The organism is Phocicoccus pinnipedialis (genome assembly GCF_903994035.1).
Lineage (GTDB): Bacteria > Bacillota > Bacilli > Staphylococcales > Salinicoccaceae > Phocicoccus > Phocicoccus pinnipedialis.
Genome location: NZ_CAJEWB010000010.1, coordinates 275,779 through 292,967, shown reverse-complemented (window position 1 = coordinate 292,967; position 17,189 = coordinate 275,779). Strand labels below are relative to the sequence as shown.

At 33.7% G+C, this 17,189-nt stretch carries 23 protein-coding genes and 1 riboswitch; of the genes, 18 read left to right on the top strand and 5 right to left on the bottom strand.

Annotated elements, in window-relative coordinates; all coding sequences use genetic code 11:
- Positions 1–14 precede the first annotated feature (14 nt).
- The 6 genes from pstC (at position 15) to H9D55_RS05725 (ending at position 5,351) form a co-directional block, all read left to right on the top strand.
- Positions 15–932 carry a phosphate ABC transporter permease subunit PstC gene (gene pstC / locus H9D55_RS05750; RefSeq protein WP_186077662.1) on the top strand — a complete coding sequence of 306 codons (918 nt, stop codon included), beginning with the start codon at positions 15–17 and terminating at the stop codon, positions 930–932.
- The gene (pstA, locus tag H9D55_RS05745; RefSeq protein WP_186077660.1) at positions 932–1,807 is read left to right on the top strand and encodes a phosphate ABC transporter permease PstA; all 876 of its coding nucleotides are present in this window, start codon (positions 932–934) and stop codon (positions 1,805–1,807) included. Before pstC ends, pstA begins: the two co-directional genes overlap by 1 nt.
- A gap of 12 nt (positions 1,808–1,819) precedes the next feature.
- Complete coding sequence (pstB, locus tag H9D55_RS05740; protein WP_186077658.1) at positions 1,820–2,653, top strand: phosphate ABC transporter ATP-binding protein PstB; 834 nt, start codon at positions 1,820–1,822, stop codon at positions 2,651–2,653.
- Position 2,654: 1 nt separating this feature from the next.
- Entirely contained in the window at positions 2,655–3,290 is a 636-nt protein-coding gene (phoU, locus tag H9D55_RS05735; protein WP_186077656.1) for a phosphate signaling complex protein PhoU, read from the top strand.
- A 74-nt stretch (positions 3,291–3,364) separates the two neighbouring features.
- On the top strand, positions 3,365–3,937 hold the full coding sequence (locus H9D55_RS05730) for a 5-formyltetrahydrofolate cyclo-ligase (RefSeq protein ID WP_235963122.1): 573 nt from the start codon (positions 3,365–3,367) through the stop codon (positions 3,935–3,937).
- Positions 3,927–5,351 (top strand): rhomboid family intramembrane serine protease, encoded by a 1,425-nt coding sequence (locus tag H9D55_RS05725; protein WP_186077652.1) that lies wholly within the window; start codon positions 3,927–3,929, stop codon positions 5,349–5,351. The genes H9D55_RS05730 and H9D55_RS05725 overlap by 11 nt, the downstream gene beginning before the upstream one ends.
- A gap of 33 nt (positions 5,352–5,384) precedes the next feature.
- Here H9D55_RS05725 and H9D55_RS05720 read toward each other — a convergent pair whose 3' ends face one another.
- The gene (locus H9D55_RS05720; RefSeq protein ID WP_186077650.1) at positions 5,385–5,624 is read right to left on the bottom strand and encodes a DUF2759 family protein; all 240 of its coding nucleotides are present in this window, start codon (positions 5,622–5,624) and stop codon (positions 5,385–5,387) included.
- Between the two features lie 92 nt (positions 5,625–5,716).
- On the opposite strand from H9D55_RS05720, the gene H9D55_RS05715 reads away from it, so the two are divergent.
- On the top strand, positions 5,717–6,331 hold the full coding sequence (locus H9D55_RS05715) for an MBL fold metallo-hydrolase (RefSeq protein ID WP_186077648.1): 615 nt from the start codon (positions 5,717–5,719) through the stop codon (positions 6,329–6,331).
- A 32-nt stretch (positions 6,332–6,363) separates the two neighbouring features.
- On the opposite strand, the gene H9D55_RS05710 is transcribed toward H9D55_RS05715, so the two are convergent.
- A complete protein-coding gene (locus H9D55_RS05710) occupies positions 6,364–6,609 on the bottom strand; it encodes a DUF2626 family protein (RefSeq protein ID WP_186077646.1) in 246 nt (81 codons plus the stop codon).
- Positions 6,610–6,763: 154 nt separating this feature from the next.
- On the opposite strand from H9D55_RS05710, the gene H9D55_RS05705 reads away from it, so the two are divergent.
- From H9D55_RS05705 to gcvPB, 10 genes are all read left to right on the top strand, one after another.
- Positions 6,764–7,756 carry an ATPase, T2SS/T4P/T4SS family gene (locus H9D55_RS05705; RefSeq protein ID WP_186077644.1) on the top strand — a complete coding sequence of 331 codons (993 nt, stop codon included), beginning with the start codon at positions 6,764–6,766 and terminating at the stop codon, positions 7,754–7,756.
- A complete protein-coding gene (gene comGB / locus H9D55_RS05700; RefSeq protein WP_186077642.1) occupies positions 7,719–8,774 on the top strand; it encodes a competence type IV pilus assembly protein ComGB in 1,056 nt (351 codons plus the stop codon). Before H9D55_RS05705 ends, comGB begins: the two co-directional genes overlap by 38 nt.
- A gap of 11 nt (positions 8,775–8,785) precedes the next feature.
- Positions 8,786–9,115 carry a competence type IV pilus major pilin ComGC gene (gene comGC / locus H9D55_RS05695; protein WP_186077640.1) on the top strand — a complete coding sequence of 110 codons (330 nt, stop codon included), beginning with the start codon at positions 8,786–8,788 and terminating at the stop codon, positions 9,113–9,115.
- The gene (locus tag H9D55_RS05690) at positions 9,069–9,521 is read left to right on the top strand and encodes a prepilin-type N-terminal cleavage/methylation domain-containing protein (protein WP_208454736.1); all 453 of its coding nucleotides are present in this window, start codon (positions 9,069–9,071) and stop codon (positions 9,519–9,521) included. The genes comGC and H9D55_RS05690 overlap by 47 nt, the downstream gene beginning before the upstream one ends.
- Before the next feature lie 58 nt (positions 9,522–9,579).
- Entirely contained in the window at positions 9,580–9,774 is a 195-nt protein-coding gene (locus tag H9D55_RS05685; RefSeq protein WP_186077636.1) for a hypothetical protein, read from the top strand.
- Positions 9,755–10,168, top strand: a complete 414-nt coding sequence (locus tag H9D55_RS05680) for a competence type IV pilus minor pilin ComGF (RefSeq protein WP_186078198.1) — start codon at positions 9,755–9,757, stop codon at positions 10,166–10,168. The genes H9D55_RS05685 and H9D55_RS05680 overlap by 20 nt, the downstream gene beginning before the upstream one ends.
- Before the next feature lie 155 nt (positions 10,169–10,323).
- Complete coding sequence (locus H9D55_RS05675) at positions 10,324–10,809, top strand: shikimate kinase (RefSeq protein WP_186077634.1); 486 nt, start codon at positions 10,324–10,326, stop codon at positions 10,807–10,809.
- Positions 10,810–10,883: 74 nt separating this feature from the next.
- Positions 10,884–10,970, top strand: a riboswitch (glycine riboswitch).
- A gap of 67 nt (positions 10,971–11,037) precedes the next feature.
- Complete coding sequence (gene gcvT / locus H9D55_RS05670) at positions 11,038–12,114, top strand: glycine cleavage system aminomethyltransferase GcvT (RefSeq protein WP_186078197.1); 1,077 nt, start codon at positions 11,038–11,040, stop codon at positions 12,112–12,114.
- Between the two features lie 29 nt (positions 12,115–12,143).
- The gene (gcvPA, locus tag H9D55_RS05665; protein ID WP_186077632.1) at positions 12,144–13,487 is read left to right on the top strand and encodes an aminomethyl-transferring glycine dehydrogenase subunit GcvPA; all 1,344 of its coding nucleotides are present in this window, start codon (positions 12,144–12,146) and stop codon (positions 13,485–13,487) included.
- On the top strand, positions 13,480–14,964 hold the full coding sequence (gene gcvPB, locus H9D55_RS05660) for an aminomethyl-transferring glycine dehydrogenase subunit GcvPB (RefSeq protein ID WP_186077631.1): 1,485 nt from the start codon (positions 13,480–13,482) through the stop codon (positions 14,962–14,964). The genes gcvPA and gcvPB overlap by 8 nt, the downstream gene beginning before the upstream one ends.
- A 45-nt stretch (positions 14,965–15,009) precedes the next feature.
- Here gcvPB and H9D55_RS05655 read toward each other — a convergent pair whose 3' ends face one another.
- A complete protein-coding gene (locus H9D55_RS05655) occupies positions 15,010–15,396 on the bottom strand; it encodes a rhodanese-like domain-containing protein (RefSeq protein ID WP_186077629.1) in 387 nt (128 codons plus the stop codon).
- An 84-nt stretch (positions 15,397–15,480) separates the two neighbouring features.
- On the opposite strand from H9D55_RS05655, the gene H9D55_RS05650 reads away from it, so the two are divergent.
- Positions 15,481–16,299 carry a lipoate--protein ligase family protein gene (locus H9D55_RS05650; RefSeq protein WP_235963121.1) on the top strand — a complete coding sequence of 273 codons (819 nt, stop codon included), beginning with the start codon at positions 15,481–15,483 and terminating at the stop codon, positions 16,297–16,299.
- 17 nt (positions 16,300–16,316) lie between these two features.
- Here H9D55_RS05650 and H9D55_RS05645 read toward each other — a convergent pair whose 3' ends face one another.
- Positions 16,317–16,538 (bottom strand): SA1362 family protein, encoded by a 222-nt coding sequence (locus H9D55_RS05645; RefSeq protein WP_186077627.1) that lies wholly within the window; start codon positions 16,536–16,538, stop codon positions 16,317–16,319.
- An 11-nt stretch (positions 16,539–16,549) separates the two neighbouring features.
- Complete coding sequence (locus H9D55_RS05640) at positions 16,550–17,110, bottom strand: hypothetical protein (RefSeq protein ID WP_186077625.1); 561 nt, start codon at positions 17,108–17,110, stop codon at positions 16,550–16,552.
- Between the last annotated feature and the right edge of the window lie 79 nt (positions 17,111–17,189).

Below are 17,189 nucleotides of genomic sequence, written 5' to 3'. Positions count from 1 at the left end.
AAGAGGCAATATGAATGGTTGATTTAAACATTCGTGAACGTATCGAACATAACCAAAAATCTAAACTAGTAGAGAAAACAGTACCTATTGTACTGTTTTCTATTACTATCATTTCAGTTTTAACAACAATAGGAATACTTTACACGTTGATTATTGAAACAGTACATTTCTTTGAGCGGGTATCGATTGAAGAATTTTTAACTTCTACAAGATGGAATGCATTTAGTAGCACGCCGTCTTGGGGGATATTTCCATTAATTTTAGGCACATTAAAAATCGTACTAATCGGGGCAGTTGTTGCGGTACCAACTGGTATAGGAGCGGCAATTTATTTAAGTGAATACGCACCAGATAGAATGCGTAGCATAATTAAACCAGTTTTGGAGATGCTTGCAGGTATTCCTACTGTTGTTTACGGTGCATTTGCGATAACATTTGTAACCCCTTTTTTACAAAGTTTCATACCGTCACTGAACCACTTTAATGCCTTAAGTCCAGGTATTGTCGTGGGAATAATGATTTTACCAATGATCGCGAGTTTAACAGAGGATGCGCTATCTTCTGTACCAAACTCTCTTAGGGAAGGTTCACTCGGAATGGGTGCAACTAAATTTGAAACAGTATCAAAAATAGTTTTGCCGGCCGCAGTTTCAGGATTGGGGGCAGCAATCGTCTTAGGTCTATCAAGAGCAATAGGAGAAACAATGATAGTGTCTATTGCGGCAGGTTCAACACCAAATTCTAGCTTTAATATATTTGAATCGTTGCAGACGATGACTGGTTTCATTGTGCAGGTCACGTCTGGTGATGCTGCGTATGGAACAGATGTTTATTATAGTCTTTATGCTGTTGGTATCACATTGTTTATATTTACACTCGTAATGAACATGATTTCACAATGGATCACTAAGAGATTTAGGGAGGAATATTAATGTTAATGGATGCTGAAGTAATCGATAAAAAACGCAATCCAAGAATCATGAAGAACAATCTCATGAAGATGTTATTCCTATTCTCCACTTTAATTGGTCTTGTGATTCTCATCGTTTTATTAAGTACAACACTACTTGATGGATGGAGATATTTAACGCTAGATTTTTTCACTAATTTTAGTTCAAGCAGACCATCAAGAGCGGGAGTTAAAGGGGCGATAATCGGGACGTTATGGCTTATGGCGTTCACAACACCTATTGCCATATTTTTATCGGTAGGGACAGCCTTATATTTAGAAGAATATGCGCCAAAGAATAAATTCACTAAATTTGTAGAGACAAACATTGCAAACTTAGCTGGAGTTCCTTCAGTAGTATTTGGACTTTTAGGTTTAACGATTTTTGTTAGACAATTCGGTTTAGGTAACTCAGTACTCGCTGCAAGTTTAACACTTGCGTTAATGATTATGCCAGTAATTGTCGTTGCATCTCAGGAAGCACTTAGAACCGTACCAGTTGCTGTTCGTGAAGCATCTATCGGCATGGGGGCATCTAAATGGCAAACTGTTTATAGAATCATTCTACCAGCTGCTATTCCTGGTATTATTACAGGGATTATACTTGCAATATCTCGTGCGATAGGGGAAACTGCACCACTTGTAGTTATTGGTATTCCAGTCGCATTATTAGCAACACCTAGCTCACCTCTAGACAGTTTCCAAGCATTGCCAATGCAGATATACAATTGGGTAAAAATGCCACAAGCAGAGTTCCAGAACTTAACAGCAGCAGGAATTATCGTACTCTTAGCTTTATTAATGATGATGAACTTAGTTGCAATTGTTATTCGTAACAAGTATTCGAAAAGATATTAAGGTGGTTTAAAGATGATTATGACTAAAGAAAAAACAAGTGCAATTCATTTAGCTAACAAGGATCTTGAATCGTCACCGACTGTGACACAAAACAATGAAATTTTTATAGCAAAGAATTTCAACCTATGGTATGGGGAAAACCATGCGTTAAAAGACATAAATTTATCGTTCCATGAAAATGAAATTAGTGCAATTATCGGACCATCTGGTTGTGGCAAATCGACATTTATCAAATCATTAAACCGCATGGTTGAAATGGTTCCGGGCGTACTTACTGAGGGAGAGATTCTCTACCGCGATAAGAATATTTTAGATAAAGATATGTCAGTAGAGGAACTACGTACAAAAGTTGGGATGGTATTCCAAAAGCCAAATCCATTCCCTAAATCAATTTATGATAATGTTTCATATGGTCCAAGAATTCACGGTATTAAAGATAAAAAGACTCTAGACCTAATTGTTGAGAAGAGCTTAAGACAGGCAGCAATATGGGACGAAGTTAAGGATCGTCTAAATGACAATGCATACGGTTTATCTGGCGGACAACAACAAAGGATTTGCATTGCTAGAACACTCGCAGTAGAACCAGACATTGTATTAATGGATGAACCAACCAGTGCATTAGACCCAATTTCTACGATAAAAATTGAAGATTTAATGCAAGAACTAAAGAAGGAATACTCAATTATTATTGTGACACATAATATGCAACAAGCAGCACGTGTATCAGATAAGACCGCTTTCTTCTATCAAGGTAATGTCATTGAGTTTAATGACACAAACATCATCTTTGAAAATCCACATGACAAACGTACAGAAGATTATGTGACAGGTAGGTTCGGATAATATGAGCGCACGCTTAAAGTTTACTAACGATTTGGAAAATCTAAGAAGTAACATTTATAAAATGTCTAAGCTTTTATCCTTGAAATTTGAGGAGCTCGTAATTGTATTAGAAGAAAACAATCGTGTACTTGCACAGGAGTTAATTTATAGTGATGTCGATATCAATAAAATTGAAATAGATATAAATGATCAAGCTGTTTCTTTAATCACACAGCAATCACCAGTAGCCTCTGATTTAAGACTGATTATTTCATGTATTAAGATTGCAGAAGACCTAGAGCGAATTGGTGATAATATTTCTAATATTGCAGAGGTGTCTAGAAAAACACAAATATTAAATAAGCAAATTTTACTTCGTTTAACGACTATGATCAGACTAGCTAAATTGATGTTGGACGATGCTATGGTTGCGATGAAAAAAGATGATCTTAGCTTAGTGAATGAGATCATTGAAAGAGACCAGGATATCGACCAAATTTTTGTACAGGTCACATTGTCTGATATTTACGAAGAAACTGATGCATTCGTGACGGGACAAATTCAACTGACAGCAAAATATTTAGAGCGAATCGGAGATCACATCGAAAATATAGGTGAACACATATACTTCACACTTACAGGAAAAAGGTACAAGTAGAACCATCAAATGATGGTTCTTTTATTTTTATCTCGATAATTATTTGATAGAATGGATATTATGGGGTGTATATGATGAATAAAAAAGAGTTGAGAAGTGATATGATTTCGAAGCTTAATAGGTTTAGTTCTGCTGAAAAATTAAATAAAGAGTCCAGTATCTATAAGAACTTAGAAGTTTTTTTAAATGGTAAAAATTTTAAATCTGTCGGTATTGTATTGTCGATGAGTCATGAGTTAGATACTTGGCCAATCATTGATACGTTTATTGGCAGTGGTGTGAAAGTGTACGGCCCTAAATGTGATTACAAAACGAAAGACATGAACTTTTATGAAATTAGGTCTAGAAATGAAATTTCGACAGATGAGAAGAATATTCTAATCCCAGATAGTTCAAATGATTTAAATAATCAAATGGATCTTTTAATAGTGCCAGGGTTAATTTTCAATGAAGAAGGCTTCAGAACCGGTTACGGTGGCGGTTTTTACGATCGTTTCCTAGAAAAATATTTTGGAGAGACTGTTTCTCTATTATTTGATGAACAGTTTGGTGACGTGATAGTGGAGTCTCACGATTTGCCTGTAGATATTTTAATTACTCCAACAAAAATAATAAACGCGAAAGAAATTAGAAAAGATGGCAAATAAGTGGCAAGCAGCATATGAAATAATAAGATACACAAAATATATTACAGCGTATTATGAGCGCGAGACCGATACTATTTGGCTCAAGAATAAGTTGACTCGTACATTAATGTGCATCAACGAAAAACCAATTGAAGATATTAATGTTGAAGGTGTCACAGAAACAATATACCTGAATAAAAGTAGCTTTGATAAAATTGCTGGCTTTGAGGTTAAGAGAGTAAATATTTATTATTTAAACTCTAAAAAGAATAAACGCAACTTTAAATCGAAAAAGCTTCGTGTTACTCACTACGGTATTGATAATATTGGAGAGATTATCTTAAGTCCTTTCTATAAAATTGATACAAAGTATAAAAACCCGAAACAAAATGACTGGTATCAAAGACGCGTTCTCTCTGTGAATTCACTAGAGATGTACATGATTAAATCAACACCAATGACAAGTGTTTTAATTATGATTAACACTTTAATATTCCTAATGAATCTTTTTTACATTCACATTAGAGGTTCGAATCACTTTACAAACCAACTCGGACTGACACATTTTGATGTTGTTCAAGGGGAGTACTATAGGCTAATTTCGAGTGCGTTTTTACACGCGAACGTGGAACATTTTTTATTTAATATATTTGCGTTATATATCCTCGGTAAGTTCGTAGAGAGCATTTATTCCCACGTCCATATGATCGTGGCATACATTATTACCGCAGTATTAGCGAACGTGATGTCATTAACATTTATTACGGACAGTCTTTCCCTTGGTGCAAGTGGAGCTATATATGGTCTACTTGGAGTACTCGTTGTATATATGCTTATCAATAAAAAGATCAACACAAAGCTAATCATTCAGATATCGCTGATATTTATCATAATAAGTATTGTATCTAGTTTCTTTAACAATGTTAATCACTATGCACATGTAGGCGGAATAATTTATGGTTTAATGCTCGGCGTATTATTCCAGTTCAAGCGCATTGAATGGAGAATTACGCTTCCAGTATTAGTATTGATGCTCGTAACACCAATTATTCTTTGGAGTATTGTACTAAAGCATGATTCATATCAACCTGTAGATGAAGTGGGTCTGAGGTATTTGAATGAGAAACAGTATGAGAAAGCTTTAGAAATAGTTAATGAGACTTTTGAATATAATAAAGAAACAAGTACAACTTACTATATTTTAGCTAAATTGTATGACGTATCTGGTGACTTTGAGAAAGCAAAAGAAAATTATAACAAAAGTTACGAACTCGATTCTAAAAACGAACTCGCTTTAAAATATAAGCTCTATGAATTAAGAAAAGCGAATAATTATGAAGGTATGAAAGAGCTAATTGAAAAGATTGATAGAAAAAATATTTATGATGAAGAGTTAAGAGCGATTGAAGAAGATATGAGAAGTAAAGGGTATTAAAAAACACGAACATTTATGTTCGTGTTTTTATTCTTAATGACCTAATGTTGGATATCCAAAAGTGAAGATTGTTGCAAGTGCAAAGAAACCAAATGTTGCGATTGCACCAACACTAAAGATAATCGCTAAAATGTTTTTAGCTCTAATCGAGTTCACAAGTGCAAATACTGCTACTACTGCAATTAAAAGCATAAGTAGTGAAAGTGTGTTTACACCAATGTGAATTGTAGTGTTACCAATATTAAATAACTCACCTGTATTAATGAAAGGCATTTTTCATCCCCCTTAGCATTTATAAACATATCACTTATATATATTGTATAATTGAAACAAGAGATTGTCTATATTAATTTGAGGTGAATTACATGGAAATCATTACTTTACCATTAGGACCACTCGAAACGAATTGCTATATCATTTACAACGAAGATAAAAAAGCGATTGTTTTCGACCCGTCTTACGATGGAAAAAAGATTTTATCAGAAATTAAATCAAGGGGATTAGAGGTAGAAGGTATATTCCTTACACATACACACTTTGACCATATCGGAGCACTCAATATGGTAGCGAAAGATCTCGACGTAATGACATACCTTGGGGGAGAAGAATATGAATGGATAGAAAACCCTGCTCTCAACGGTTCTAGTCGTTATGGTGAATCTGTAATTGCGAAAGTGAAACGTGAAGAGATAAAAGAAGGCTCATTTGAAACTCCATCATTCAAGTTTGAAGTCCTGGCAACACCAGGACACTCACCAGGAAGTAAGTCATATGTATTTGATAATTTAGTTATATCAGGTGATGTGCTATTTAATAAAGGCGTTGGAAGAACGGATCTATATATGGGTAATGAAAAAGAATTGATGCATTCCATTAAAGAAAAGTTATTTAAACTAGATGAGGACATGGATGTCTATCCTGGACATGGAATGCCAACAACAATTATCGAAGAAATGTATGAGAACCCCTATATAAAATAAAAAAATACACGTCCATATGGACGTGTATTTTTTTATTGGTTACCAAATCTTGGTTCCATTAAGAATGTAGAATAATAAGTAAATCCTACGAAGAAGAATACTAAGTATGCTACGAATACATACATGTACATTCTTTCAGTTAGTTTCATATAACCAAGTAATACAAAGAAACCAGTTTGTGCAAGGAAAAAGAATGCCATTGTTGTCATATCACCGATATAGAACAAAATAGCAAACATAGCTGTCCAAAAGCCCAGCATTTTAAATACCTTATCCATCGAGTTGTCCTCCCACCTGAACCTATTAATTATCTTAATTATAATGAACTAGGCATGCATTGTAAATACTATTTCAGCTTTTAGTAATACAAAAAAAGTTTATTATTAAAAAAGTAAACAAGTCTTTTTCATATATATGTATATAGGAGGACATATGAAAACACAATTAAACAATATTTTGAAAGAGGCACGTGATAATAATTATACGGATATTCATATCATGTACCAGAATAAAGGTGGCATTATACGTGCAAGAAAAAGAGGTAAAATGTTTGATGTTCAAACTGTGGGCCTAGAAGAGTATAAAAGATTAGTGAACTACCTTAAGTTTATTGCAGATCTCGATGTTAATGAATATCGTATCCCACAAAGTGGACGTATTGAAATAATAGTTGAAGATGAACCAATGAATATTAGGATTTCAACATTACCAATCTCACTGATGAATGAAGTAATTGTTATTCGAATACTCAATAGCGTGAAGAACATTGAATCAAGGAAACTTTTTAAAGATGAGGAAGATTTTATATTTTTAAAACAAAAGATGATGCATAATCAAGGTCTGATTTTGTTCACAGGTCCAACTGGCTCTGGTAAAAGTACAATTATGTATCGTCTTCTAGAAGAGATTGTAGCTATTGGAGACAGACAAGTAATTAGTATAGAAGACCCAATTGAATTTAATATTGAGCGCATTATTCAAGTTGAAATAAATGAAAAGGCACAACTAGACTATGGACACATATTACGTGGTGTTCTAAGGTGCGATCCTGACATAATAATGTTTGGTGAAATTCGCGATAATAAGATTGCTAAAGAGCTCGTTCGTGCGAGCCTTTCAGGTCATTTAGTCATTTCAACGTTTCATTCAAAGAGTGCAGTAAGTGCATTAATGCGTCTTAGAGAATTCGATATTTTGAATGAAGAACTTAAAGAAGCTCTTACATTAATTATCAACCAACGGATAATGCATTTTAAAGATAAATCATTCATTGTGTATGAAGCTCTTCACAAAGAGGAGATCGTTAAAATATTAAATGATGCTGCCGTTGAGATTAAAACCATCGCAATAAAAGTTGAGGACTTATTTAAAAAAGGAGTGATTTCACTTGAAGATTACCTCTATTTCAAGGAAACGCATCAATAGACTTAAAAATCTTGATGCAGACTTCCTATTAAAGCTCGCAGAACTTCTTCAAAATGGATTTACTCAAAAAGATGCACTTCTTTTTCTCTTCAGGCAGTATGATGTACTTAATCCTAACGAAACAAGTACTGGTATTGAATTGGCAAAGTCTGGTAATAACTTAACTGAAATATTAAAATATCTAGGCTATAGAAACTCTGTAATCTCTCAAACAGAACTAGCAGATGTTCATGGTGAAATCGTCTCTAACTTAATAGAGACGAGCGTATATCTTAAAAAGCGACGTGAAACCATTAAGAATATCTTTAAGGCTGTTCAGTACCCATTAATATTACTCTCAATATTTGTAGTCATGCTCATGATATTAAACTACACAGTCATTCCTCAGTTTAACTCCTTATTTTTATCTATGAATGTTGAAAAAGGAACACTTATTAAAATACTTATGGGTGTTCTAAACATATTGCCTAAAACTGCATTGCTCCTTTTATTAGGTGCCACAGTAATTATTATTTCTTTCATACTAATATTCAAACAAAAGAATAAGTACAAAATGATGTCTATGGCATATAAAGTACCCATAATACGTTCCTATTTTAAATATTATATTTCATATAAATTTGCTCGTGAGGTTGGGTATCTCATTAAAAGTGGAATCGAACTTAAAGTAATTTTGGATATTTTTAAAAAACAGGATCTAAATCCATACTTAAAAATAGTTGCTGAAAAAATTGAGTTTGGAATTGTACAAGGTCTCTCTTTTTCAGAAGCCGTAGAGCAAACTGCCTATCTTGACGAAAAGATTCACTCCTTTATTAAACACGGTGAATTAAATTCAAATGTAGGTAAGGAACTACTCTTGTACAGCGAATATACGATAGAGAACATTATTTTAAGAATTGAAAGAACAACTTCTAGAATACAGCCAATAATTTTTTCTGTGCTTGGAATATTAATTGTTTGTTTATATTTAGTCATTGTACTCCCCGTGTTTCAAATGATGTCTCAGTTAAATTAGGAGGTCTTTAAATGAGTAATATATTTAAAAAAGCAGTTCAAAATAGTAAGAAAGAAGACGGATTCACTTTAATAGAAATGTTACTTGTACTACTCGTTATTTCGGTATTAATCATATTGATTATTCCAAATATTGCTGCACAAAGTAAAAATGTACAAGAAACTGGATGTTCTGCTCAAGTAAAGGTCGTGCAAGGACAAATAGAGGCTTATACATTGAATGAAGGAGTTGCACCAACTTCTATTGCGCAACTCGTACCAGACTACTTAAATTCAAATCAGACGACATGCTCAAATGGAGACTCTATTACGATTGTTAACGGACAAGCGATTCGGGAATGATGGATTTACTCTTTTAGAATCGATGCTCACGTTATTTGTCGTGAGCATCCTTCTATTTATTGTGATCATTCATATTCCAGGGTTTGAAGGCAACCATAGTTCGGATGAAGTACAGAACATTAAATATTTTTTAGAGAAAAAACAGTTTGATGCGATGTTAAAAGAAAGTTTAATTTTCATAAGAATTGATTACAAAAGTAATCAAATTATTACTTTAGATATGAAAGATAATACGACAGAAATTTTAGAAATTAATTCTTGTATTTTAAAGCAAGGTAGTCTTACACAATTTTCATTTAATAGTAAAGGAGATTCGAGTGCATTTGGAACAATTTATGTATCTTGTGAAAACAAAACTTCAAAGCTTATATTCCAAATTCAAAAAGGAAGATTGCGCATCGAATAAGGGGTTCTTACTCGTAGACACTTTCCTCTCTCTATCGATTATAAGCATTATCGTCACATTGATCATACCAGCAGTAATTGGCGCACATCTGCTTGAAATACGTACACTCGATAAACTTGATTTTCACAGGAATGTATATATAGATCTTAAATCTGGCATAAAAATTGAAGAATCTAATAGATATTTGTTTGAAGCGGATAAGATTTGCAACAAGAAAAAAGTGTGGTGCATAGATGCAATTAAAACAGAATAAGGGGTTCACTTTACTTGAAGTACTTATTTCATTGTTTTTAATTTCTATGATTGTGGTGTTATTTCCGATTATTTTAAAGTTTTTTCAAAAGGTAAAAATACCAGAGAATTCCTTTGATATTGACATATTTATATTAGATTTTTATAGCGAACTAAATGTAACAGAAGAGTATGATATCAATATAATATCTGAAAGAGAAATACAAATTAAAAATGACAAGAGAATCGTGAGCTATAGATATTTTGATGGGCGGTTAATAAAATCTGTTAACAATAATGGGTTTATAACATTGATGTATGATGTTTCCTCGTTCAATTTAGAGGAGACGAAAGATAACTATAAGTTAAGAATAGGTGGTCAAAATACGATTGAACTTATTACTACAAAGAAATGATGGCTTTGTAAGTATCTCTGCAGTATTTTTACTCAGCTATATTGCAGGAATATTTTACTGGTATATGTCACGTGTATTGATGGTGATTAAAGTTAGTAATAGTATAATTGGATTATACGAAAAAGAAATTATTCAAATACTAAATAGGTGATAACATGATTTTAGTTGGATTTATGGGTTCAGGTAAAACGACGATTGGCAAAAATATTGCTGAAGAATTAAATAAGGCTTTCGTCGATTTAGACGGATTTATTGTAAACGAGTACCAAATGAGTATTCCAGAAATATTTAATGAATATGGAGAAAATGGATTTAGAGAAAGAGAGTTTGAAGCACTCAACAAAGTGATCAAAAGTGATGCAATAATTTCTACCGGTGGTGGGATTGTCACATATCAAAAATCTTATAATCTACTTATGAATACAGAATCTAATATTATTTATTTAGATACCCCTTTCGAAGTGGCATATAATAGAATAAAGAATGATAGAAACAGACCTTTAACAAATTTTAATAAATCAGATTTAGATGATATATATAAGAAAAGGAGGCCTTTATATGAAGAACTAACAGATTATACAATCAATGGTTGTGATAGTGTTAATGAAATTATTCACAATATACTTATGCATAAAAAATAATATAAACTCAATTTCCTTGCTATTCGTCTAAAGAAAGGGCTATAATGTATACGGATACAATAGAATATACACGGATGAACAATGCTGGAGAGAACGTTATTCGTCGCCGAAGGAGCAAGCCGTAGGGTGAATCTCTCAGGCAAAAGGACGGCATTGGGACGTAATCCTGAAGAAATTCAACAGGGCAATATATTGTATATTGTCCTGTTTTTTATATTTAAGGAGGATATTATGAGTGAATTAAGAAAAACACCATTGAATGAGTATTATCACGAAGTTGGTGCGAAACTTGTAGACTTTGGTGGCTGGGAGATGCCTGTATCATTTACTAGTATCAAAGAAGAACACAATTCAGTAAGAGAAGATGTTGGTATATTCGACGTTTCTCATATGGGTGAAATTAGAATTACTGGCCCAGAAGCTGAAAAGTTTGCAAACTACACACTTACAAATGATGCATCAAAATTATCATTAGATAAAGCACAGTATACATTCCTATGTAATGAAAAAGGTGGGGTAGAAGACGATTTAGTTATCTACAAGCTTGCGGACAATGATTTTCTTCTTGTTCCAAACGCTGCAAACACTGATCATGACTTCGATTTATTAAATGGTGTTGAAGGCTTTGATGCAAAAGTAGAAAACGTATCAAGTGAATACGGACAAATTGCTATTCAAGGTCCAAATTCTCGTAAATTAATTCAATCATTAACTGATGAAGACATTAGTGAAATGGGGATGTTCAACTTCAAACAAGATGTTGAAGTTGCAGGGTTTAATGTACTTCTTTCTCAAAGTGGTTACACAGGAGAAGATGGATTTGAGCTTTACACAAAACCTGAGGATGTTCTTCCCTTGTGGAAAAAGCTTAAAGCGCTTGGCGCAGTAGAATGCGGACTTGGTGCACGTGACACACTAAGAATGGAAGCAGGATTACCATTACATGGTCAAGAACTTTCACCAGATATAACACCACTAGAAGCAAAACTTGGTTTTGCAGTTAAAGTTGATAAAGGTGATTTCATCGGTCAAGAAGTTCTTAAAAACCAAAAAGAAAACGGTGTAAAACGTCGTAGTTCTAAATTTGAAATTACAGGTAAAGGTATTGCACGTACTGGTTATGAAGTATTAGACAACGCTGGAAATAAAGTTGGAGAAGTAACGAGTGGTACACAATCACCTTCTTCTAAAAAATCTTTCGGATTTGCATTAGTAGATACTGATTTCTATGAATTAGATAAAGAATTTATTATAAAAATACGTAATAGAGAAGTATCTGCTAAATTTATTAGAAACTTTAAATAAAAATAATTAAATTTTTAAGGAGTGTAAATATGAGTCATCGTTATTTACCAGTAACAGAAAAAGACAAAAAAGAGATGCTCGAGGCAATCGGCGTAAGTGATATCTCTGAATTATTCAGTGATATTCCTGAATCGGTTCGTTTCGAAAGTGAGCTAAACATAAAGCCAGCGAAGGACGAGTACTCTTTATTAAGAGAGTTAAACAAAATAGCAAGTAAGAATATAACTTCAACAACACACTCATCATTCTTAGGTGCAGGTGTTTATGATCACTATATTCCTTCAGTTGTAGATTCAATTATTTCACGTTCAGAGTTCTATACTGCATACACGCCATATCAGCCTGAAGTATCTCAAGGTGAGTTACAAGCGATTTTTGAATTCCAAACACTTATTTCGGAGTTAACAGGACTACCAGTAGCAAACTCATCAATGTATGACGGTCCAACTGCATTTGCAGAAGGAGCAACAATGGCGGCTGGTACAACTCGTAAAAAGAGAATTGTTATCTCTGAATCAGTACATCCACAATCGTTGGAAGTTGTTAAGACTTATTGTGCAGGACAGAACATTGAGGTTGTCGTTGCGCCACTAGATGGAACAAAGACAGATCTTACTAAATTAGATGAACTTGTAAACGAAGATACTGGTGCGGTACTTGTACAATATCCTAACTTTTTCGGTACTATCGAAGACTTAGAAGAGATTGAGAGAATCGCTCACAAACATAAAGGTCTATTTGTAGTAAATAGTAACCCATTAGCACTTTCATTATTAACACCTCCAGGTGAATTTGGTGCTGATATTGTAACGGGTGATACTCAAGTATTCGGTATTCCAGCACAATTTGGTGGACCACACTGTGGCTACTTCGCAGCTACTAAGAAGTTAATGAGAAGAATGCCAGGACGTCTTGTTGGTCAAACAACTGATGACGAAGGTAGACGTGGATTTGTATTAACATTACAAGCACGTGAACAACACATCCGTCGTGAAAAAGCGACTTCTAACATCTGTTCTAACCAAGCATTAAATGCACTTGCTTCATCAATTGCGATGAGTGCTCTTGGTAAGCGTGGTGCCATTGAAATGGCTGAAGCAAATATACAAAAAGCTCACTATGCAAAAGAAGCATTCAAAGCAGCAGGTTTTAAAGTATTAGGAGATGTTAACTTTAACGAGTTTGTCGTTAAATTAAATAAAGATGTAACTGAAATTAACGATGAATTATACGACAGTGGTTTCATCGGTGGATACGACTTAGGTCTAAGCTTCGACGAGTATAGAAACCACATGTTAGTAGCAGTTACTGAACTACGTACTAAAGCAGAAATTGATGAATTTGTTGAAAGGTTAGGTGAATATAATGGCTAGAAAAGACGCGAGCCCATTAATATTCGAAAGAAGTATTGCAGATAGATTTGCTTACTCACTCCCACCAGTGGACGTTGAGACTAAGGACATTAACTCATTATTAGATGATAAATTTATCCGTAAAACTAAAGCAGAATTACCTGAGATCAGTGAGTTAGATTTAATTAGGCACTACACTGAACTTTCTAATAAAAACTGGGGTATTGACACAGGATTCTATCCTTTAGGGTCTTGTACGATGAAATACAACCCAAAAATCAACGAAAAAGTTGCTCGTATTGATGGTTTCGCAACTTCTCATCCGTTACAAAACGAAAAAGCAATCCAAGGTTCATTGGAGATTGTTCACGACTTACAAGAGTCACTAAAAGAAATCACTGGAATGGATGAAATCTCATTACAATCTGCAGCAGGAGCTCAAGGTGAATGGACTGCATTAATGATGATTAAAGCCTATCACGAAGCTAATGGAGATCATAACAGAACTAAAGTTATTGTTCCTGATTCAGCTCACGGTACAAACCCAGCATCAGCTACTGTTGCAGGATTTGACACTGTAACAGTAAAATCAAACGAGAAGGGTTTAGTTGACATCGAGGACCTAAAAAGAGTCGTAGGGGATGACACAGCGGCAATAATGTTAACAAACCCAAACACTCTCGGTTTATTTGAGAAAGATATCTTAGAAATCAGAGATATCGTTCATGAAGCTGGTGGTAAACTCTACTATGATGGTGCAAACTTAAACGCGATCATGTCAAAAGTACGCCCTGGAGACATGGGATTCGACGCAGTTCACCTTAATCTTCACAAAACCTTTACAGGTCCTCATGGCGGCGGTGGTCCTGGTTCAGGTCCAATTGGGGTTAAAGCTGACCTAGCTAAATTCCTACCAAAACCATTAATCATTAAAGAAGGAGACACGTTCAAATTAGATTACGATTTACCACAAAGTATTGGGCGTGTTAAACCTTATTTTGGTAACTTTGGTATTTACTTGCGTGCTTATACGTATATTAGAACTATGGGGCCAGACGGACTTAAGAAAGTTTCTGAAGATGCTGTATTAAATGCAAACTACATCATGCGCAGATTAGAAGGCACTTATGAGCTTCCATTTGATCAACATTGTAAACATGAATTCGTGTTAAGTGGTTCTAAACAAAAGAAACAAGGTGCGAGAACGTTAGACGTAGCTAAGAGATTACTTGACTACAGCTTCCACCCACCAACTATCTACTTCCCATTAAACGTGGAAGAAGCTCTTATGATTGAACCTACTGAAACTGAATCTAAAGAAACTTTAGACAACTTTATAGATGCAATGTTAAATATTGCGAAAGAAGTAGAAGAAGATCTTGATTTAGTTCTTGAAGCTCCTCATAACACAGTTATAGGAAGACTTGATGAAACACAAGCAGCTCGTAAACCAGTCCTACGATTTGAGCGCGAAGACATCATTGAAGAGAAAAAATAATAAAAAATAGGTCGATGAAAATCGACCTATTTTTATATTTAAGTATTAACTTTTAGAGTTAATTTTTCCAGTCCATTTACTGATACCACGTTTTAATACATAAATATCAGAGTGACCTAGTTTTTTTAAGATACGAGCAGCTCTTAATGCAGTTCTACCATTTTGATCATAAAGATATACTGGTTGATCGGTACGAAGTGCGCTAGCTCTTTGGCTAAATGTAGTCATTGGAATGTTTCTAGCACCTAAGATATGCCCATATTTATATGGGTCTTTCTCTCTCAAGTCAATGAGTTGAACACGTCTTAGATCTTTGCTGAATTCTTCCTCGTCTACAATGTTTACACCTTTAATACTCAAAAGAGCATTAACAATCATGAAGACAATAATTAACGCTAAAATTACGAGTAATACTATAGTTGTTGTACTCAAAAAAATCTCTCCTCAATATGTTACAATAGTTTAATTATAGTAGTTTTCATAAGGTTTTAAAAGGAAAAGTTCGGAGGTAATTTTGTGGATAATACTTGGCTTTATATTAAAAGTGGGAAACAAGATGCATTTTATAATATGGCTTTAGATGAACTATTAATGAATAAAGTCAGACGTGGGGATATCCCACCTGTGATTCGACTATATGAATGGGAAACTCCAACACTATCAATTGGATATTTTCAAAAATTAGAAAAAGAAATTGATATTCCAAAAGTTAAAGAATATGGATATCAGTTGGTACGAAGAAAAACAGGTGGTCGTGGTGTCCTACATGACAAAGAACTAACATATAGTTTAGTTTTACCTGAAGATTATAAAGATATTCCGAAAAGCGTAACTGAAAGCTATAGAATACTTTCTGAAGGTATTAAAGAAGGGTTTAATAACCTCGGTCTTGATGCACACTTTAGCATCCCTGACAAAGAAAAGAGAAGGGAAGAACGTAGTAGTGTATGCTTTGATACTCCAAGTTGGTATGAATTAGTCGTTGAAGGAAGAAAGATTGCTGGGAGTGCTCAAACGCGCTCGGATGGTGTCATCATGCAACACGGCTCAATTCTGTTAGACGTAGACATCGATCACTTGTTCGATATGTTTAAATTTACTAACGAGCGCTTTAAAAACAAGATGAAATCAACGTTCTTAGAAAAAGCTGTAGCAATTAATGATATTTCGGATAAAACTATAACGATCGACGATATGTATATTGCATTTAAAAAAGGATTCGAAGACGGACTTGATGTAAATACAGTAGGATATGAATTGACTGAAACAGACTATAAAGAACTCGAATCTTTAATTGCCAAATATGCTTCAAAAGAATGGAACTACAAGAGATAATTAAAAAGGAGTTTAGATTACTTTCTAAACTTCCTTTTTCTTTTAGTTTGTCTCATTGCTTTTCTATAATTACGTTCTTCTTCACTTAAAATAAAGAAGTAATAAATTGCATAAAGAATTGCTAAAAGTATTGCGATAGAAACCAACACATTAAATATGAGGTTGAAAATATTTCCTAAGTTCATAATCAGTCCAATAATCGCAATTCCGATAAAAATATAAAATAGAGTTTTTTTCATTCGTTACATCCTTATAAAAATTTTACTGTATCGTGAAGCTCAGCGAGTGCATTTAAAATCTTTTCTTTGTCTTTTTCTTCATACGCTTTCGTGACATTTTCCATATTTTTTATTAACACATCGTTGAAGACTTCAATTTTTTTGTCTTGTCGGCTTAGCGTATTTGATAATTTGAGCTTATCTACTTCCCTATTGTAGTCATCTACAATGGTTTTTATGTTTTTTTCGATATCTTTGATATTTTCAATATTAATGATATCTGTCTTCTTATAATATGTCGTCTGATCTTTTAATGAATCAATTTCACGTGAAAGTAATTTTGCATAATGATCGACTGTTTCTTTATAAATTGTTATATTTTCATCTTTAGAATCTCTTTCAATTCTAGCGATTTCAGCACCAATATGCTCAATATCTGCTTTTAATTGCTTATTTTTAACTTCTGCAGACTGTAAATCTTTTTGTAATTCAGAAACCTTATCTTGTTTTTCTTTATGAGAATCATCCTTGTTGAAAGATGAACATGCCCCTAGCATAAAAATAATACTTAAAATGATTAAGAAGCGCTTCATAATTAGACCTCTTCACTTTTATATTCTGTGTTTTAGTTTAACACATTGCACAATAAAAATTAAAAGCATATGAATATTA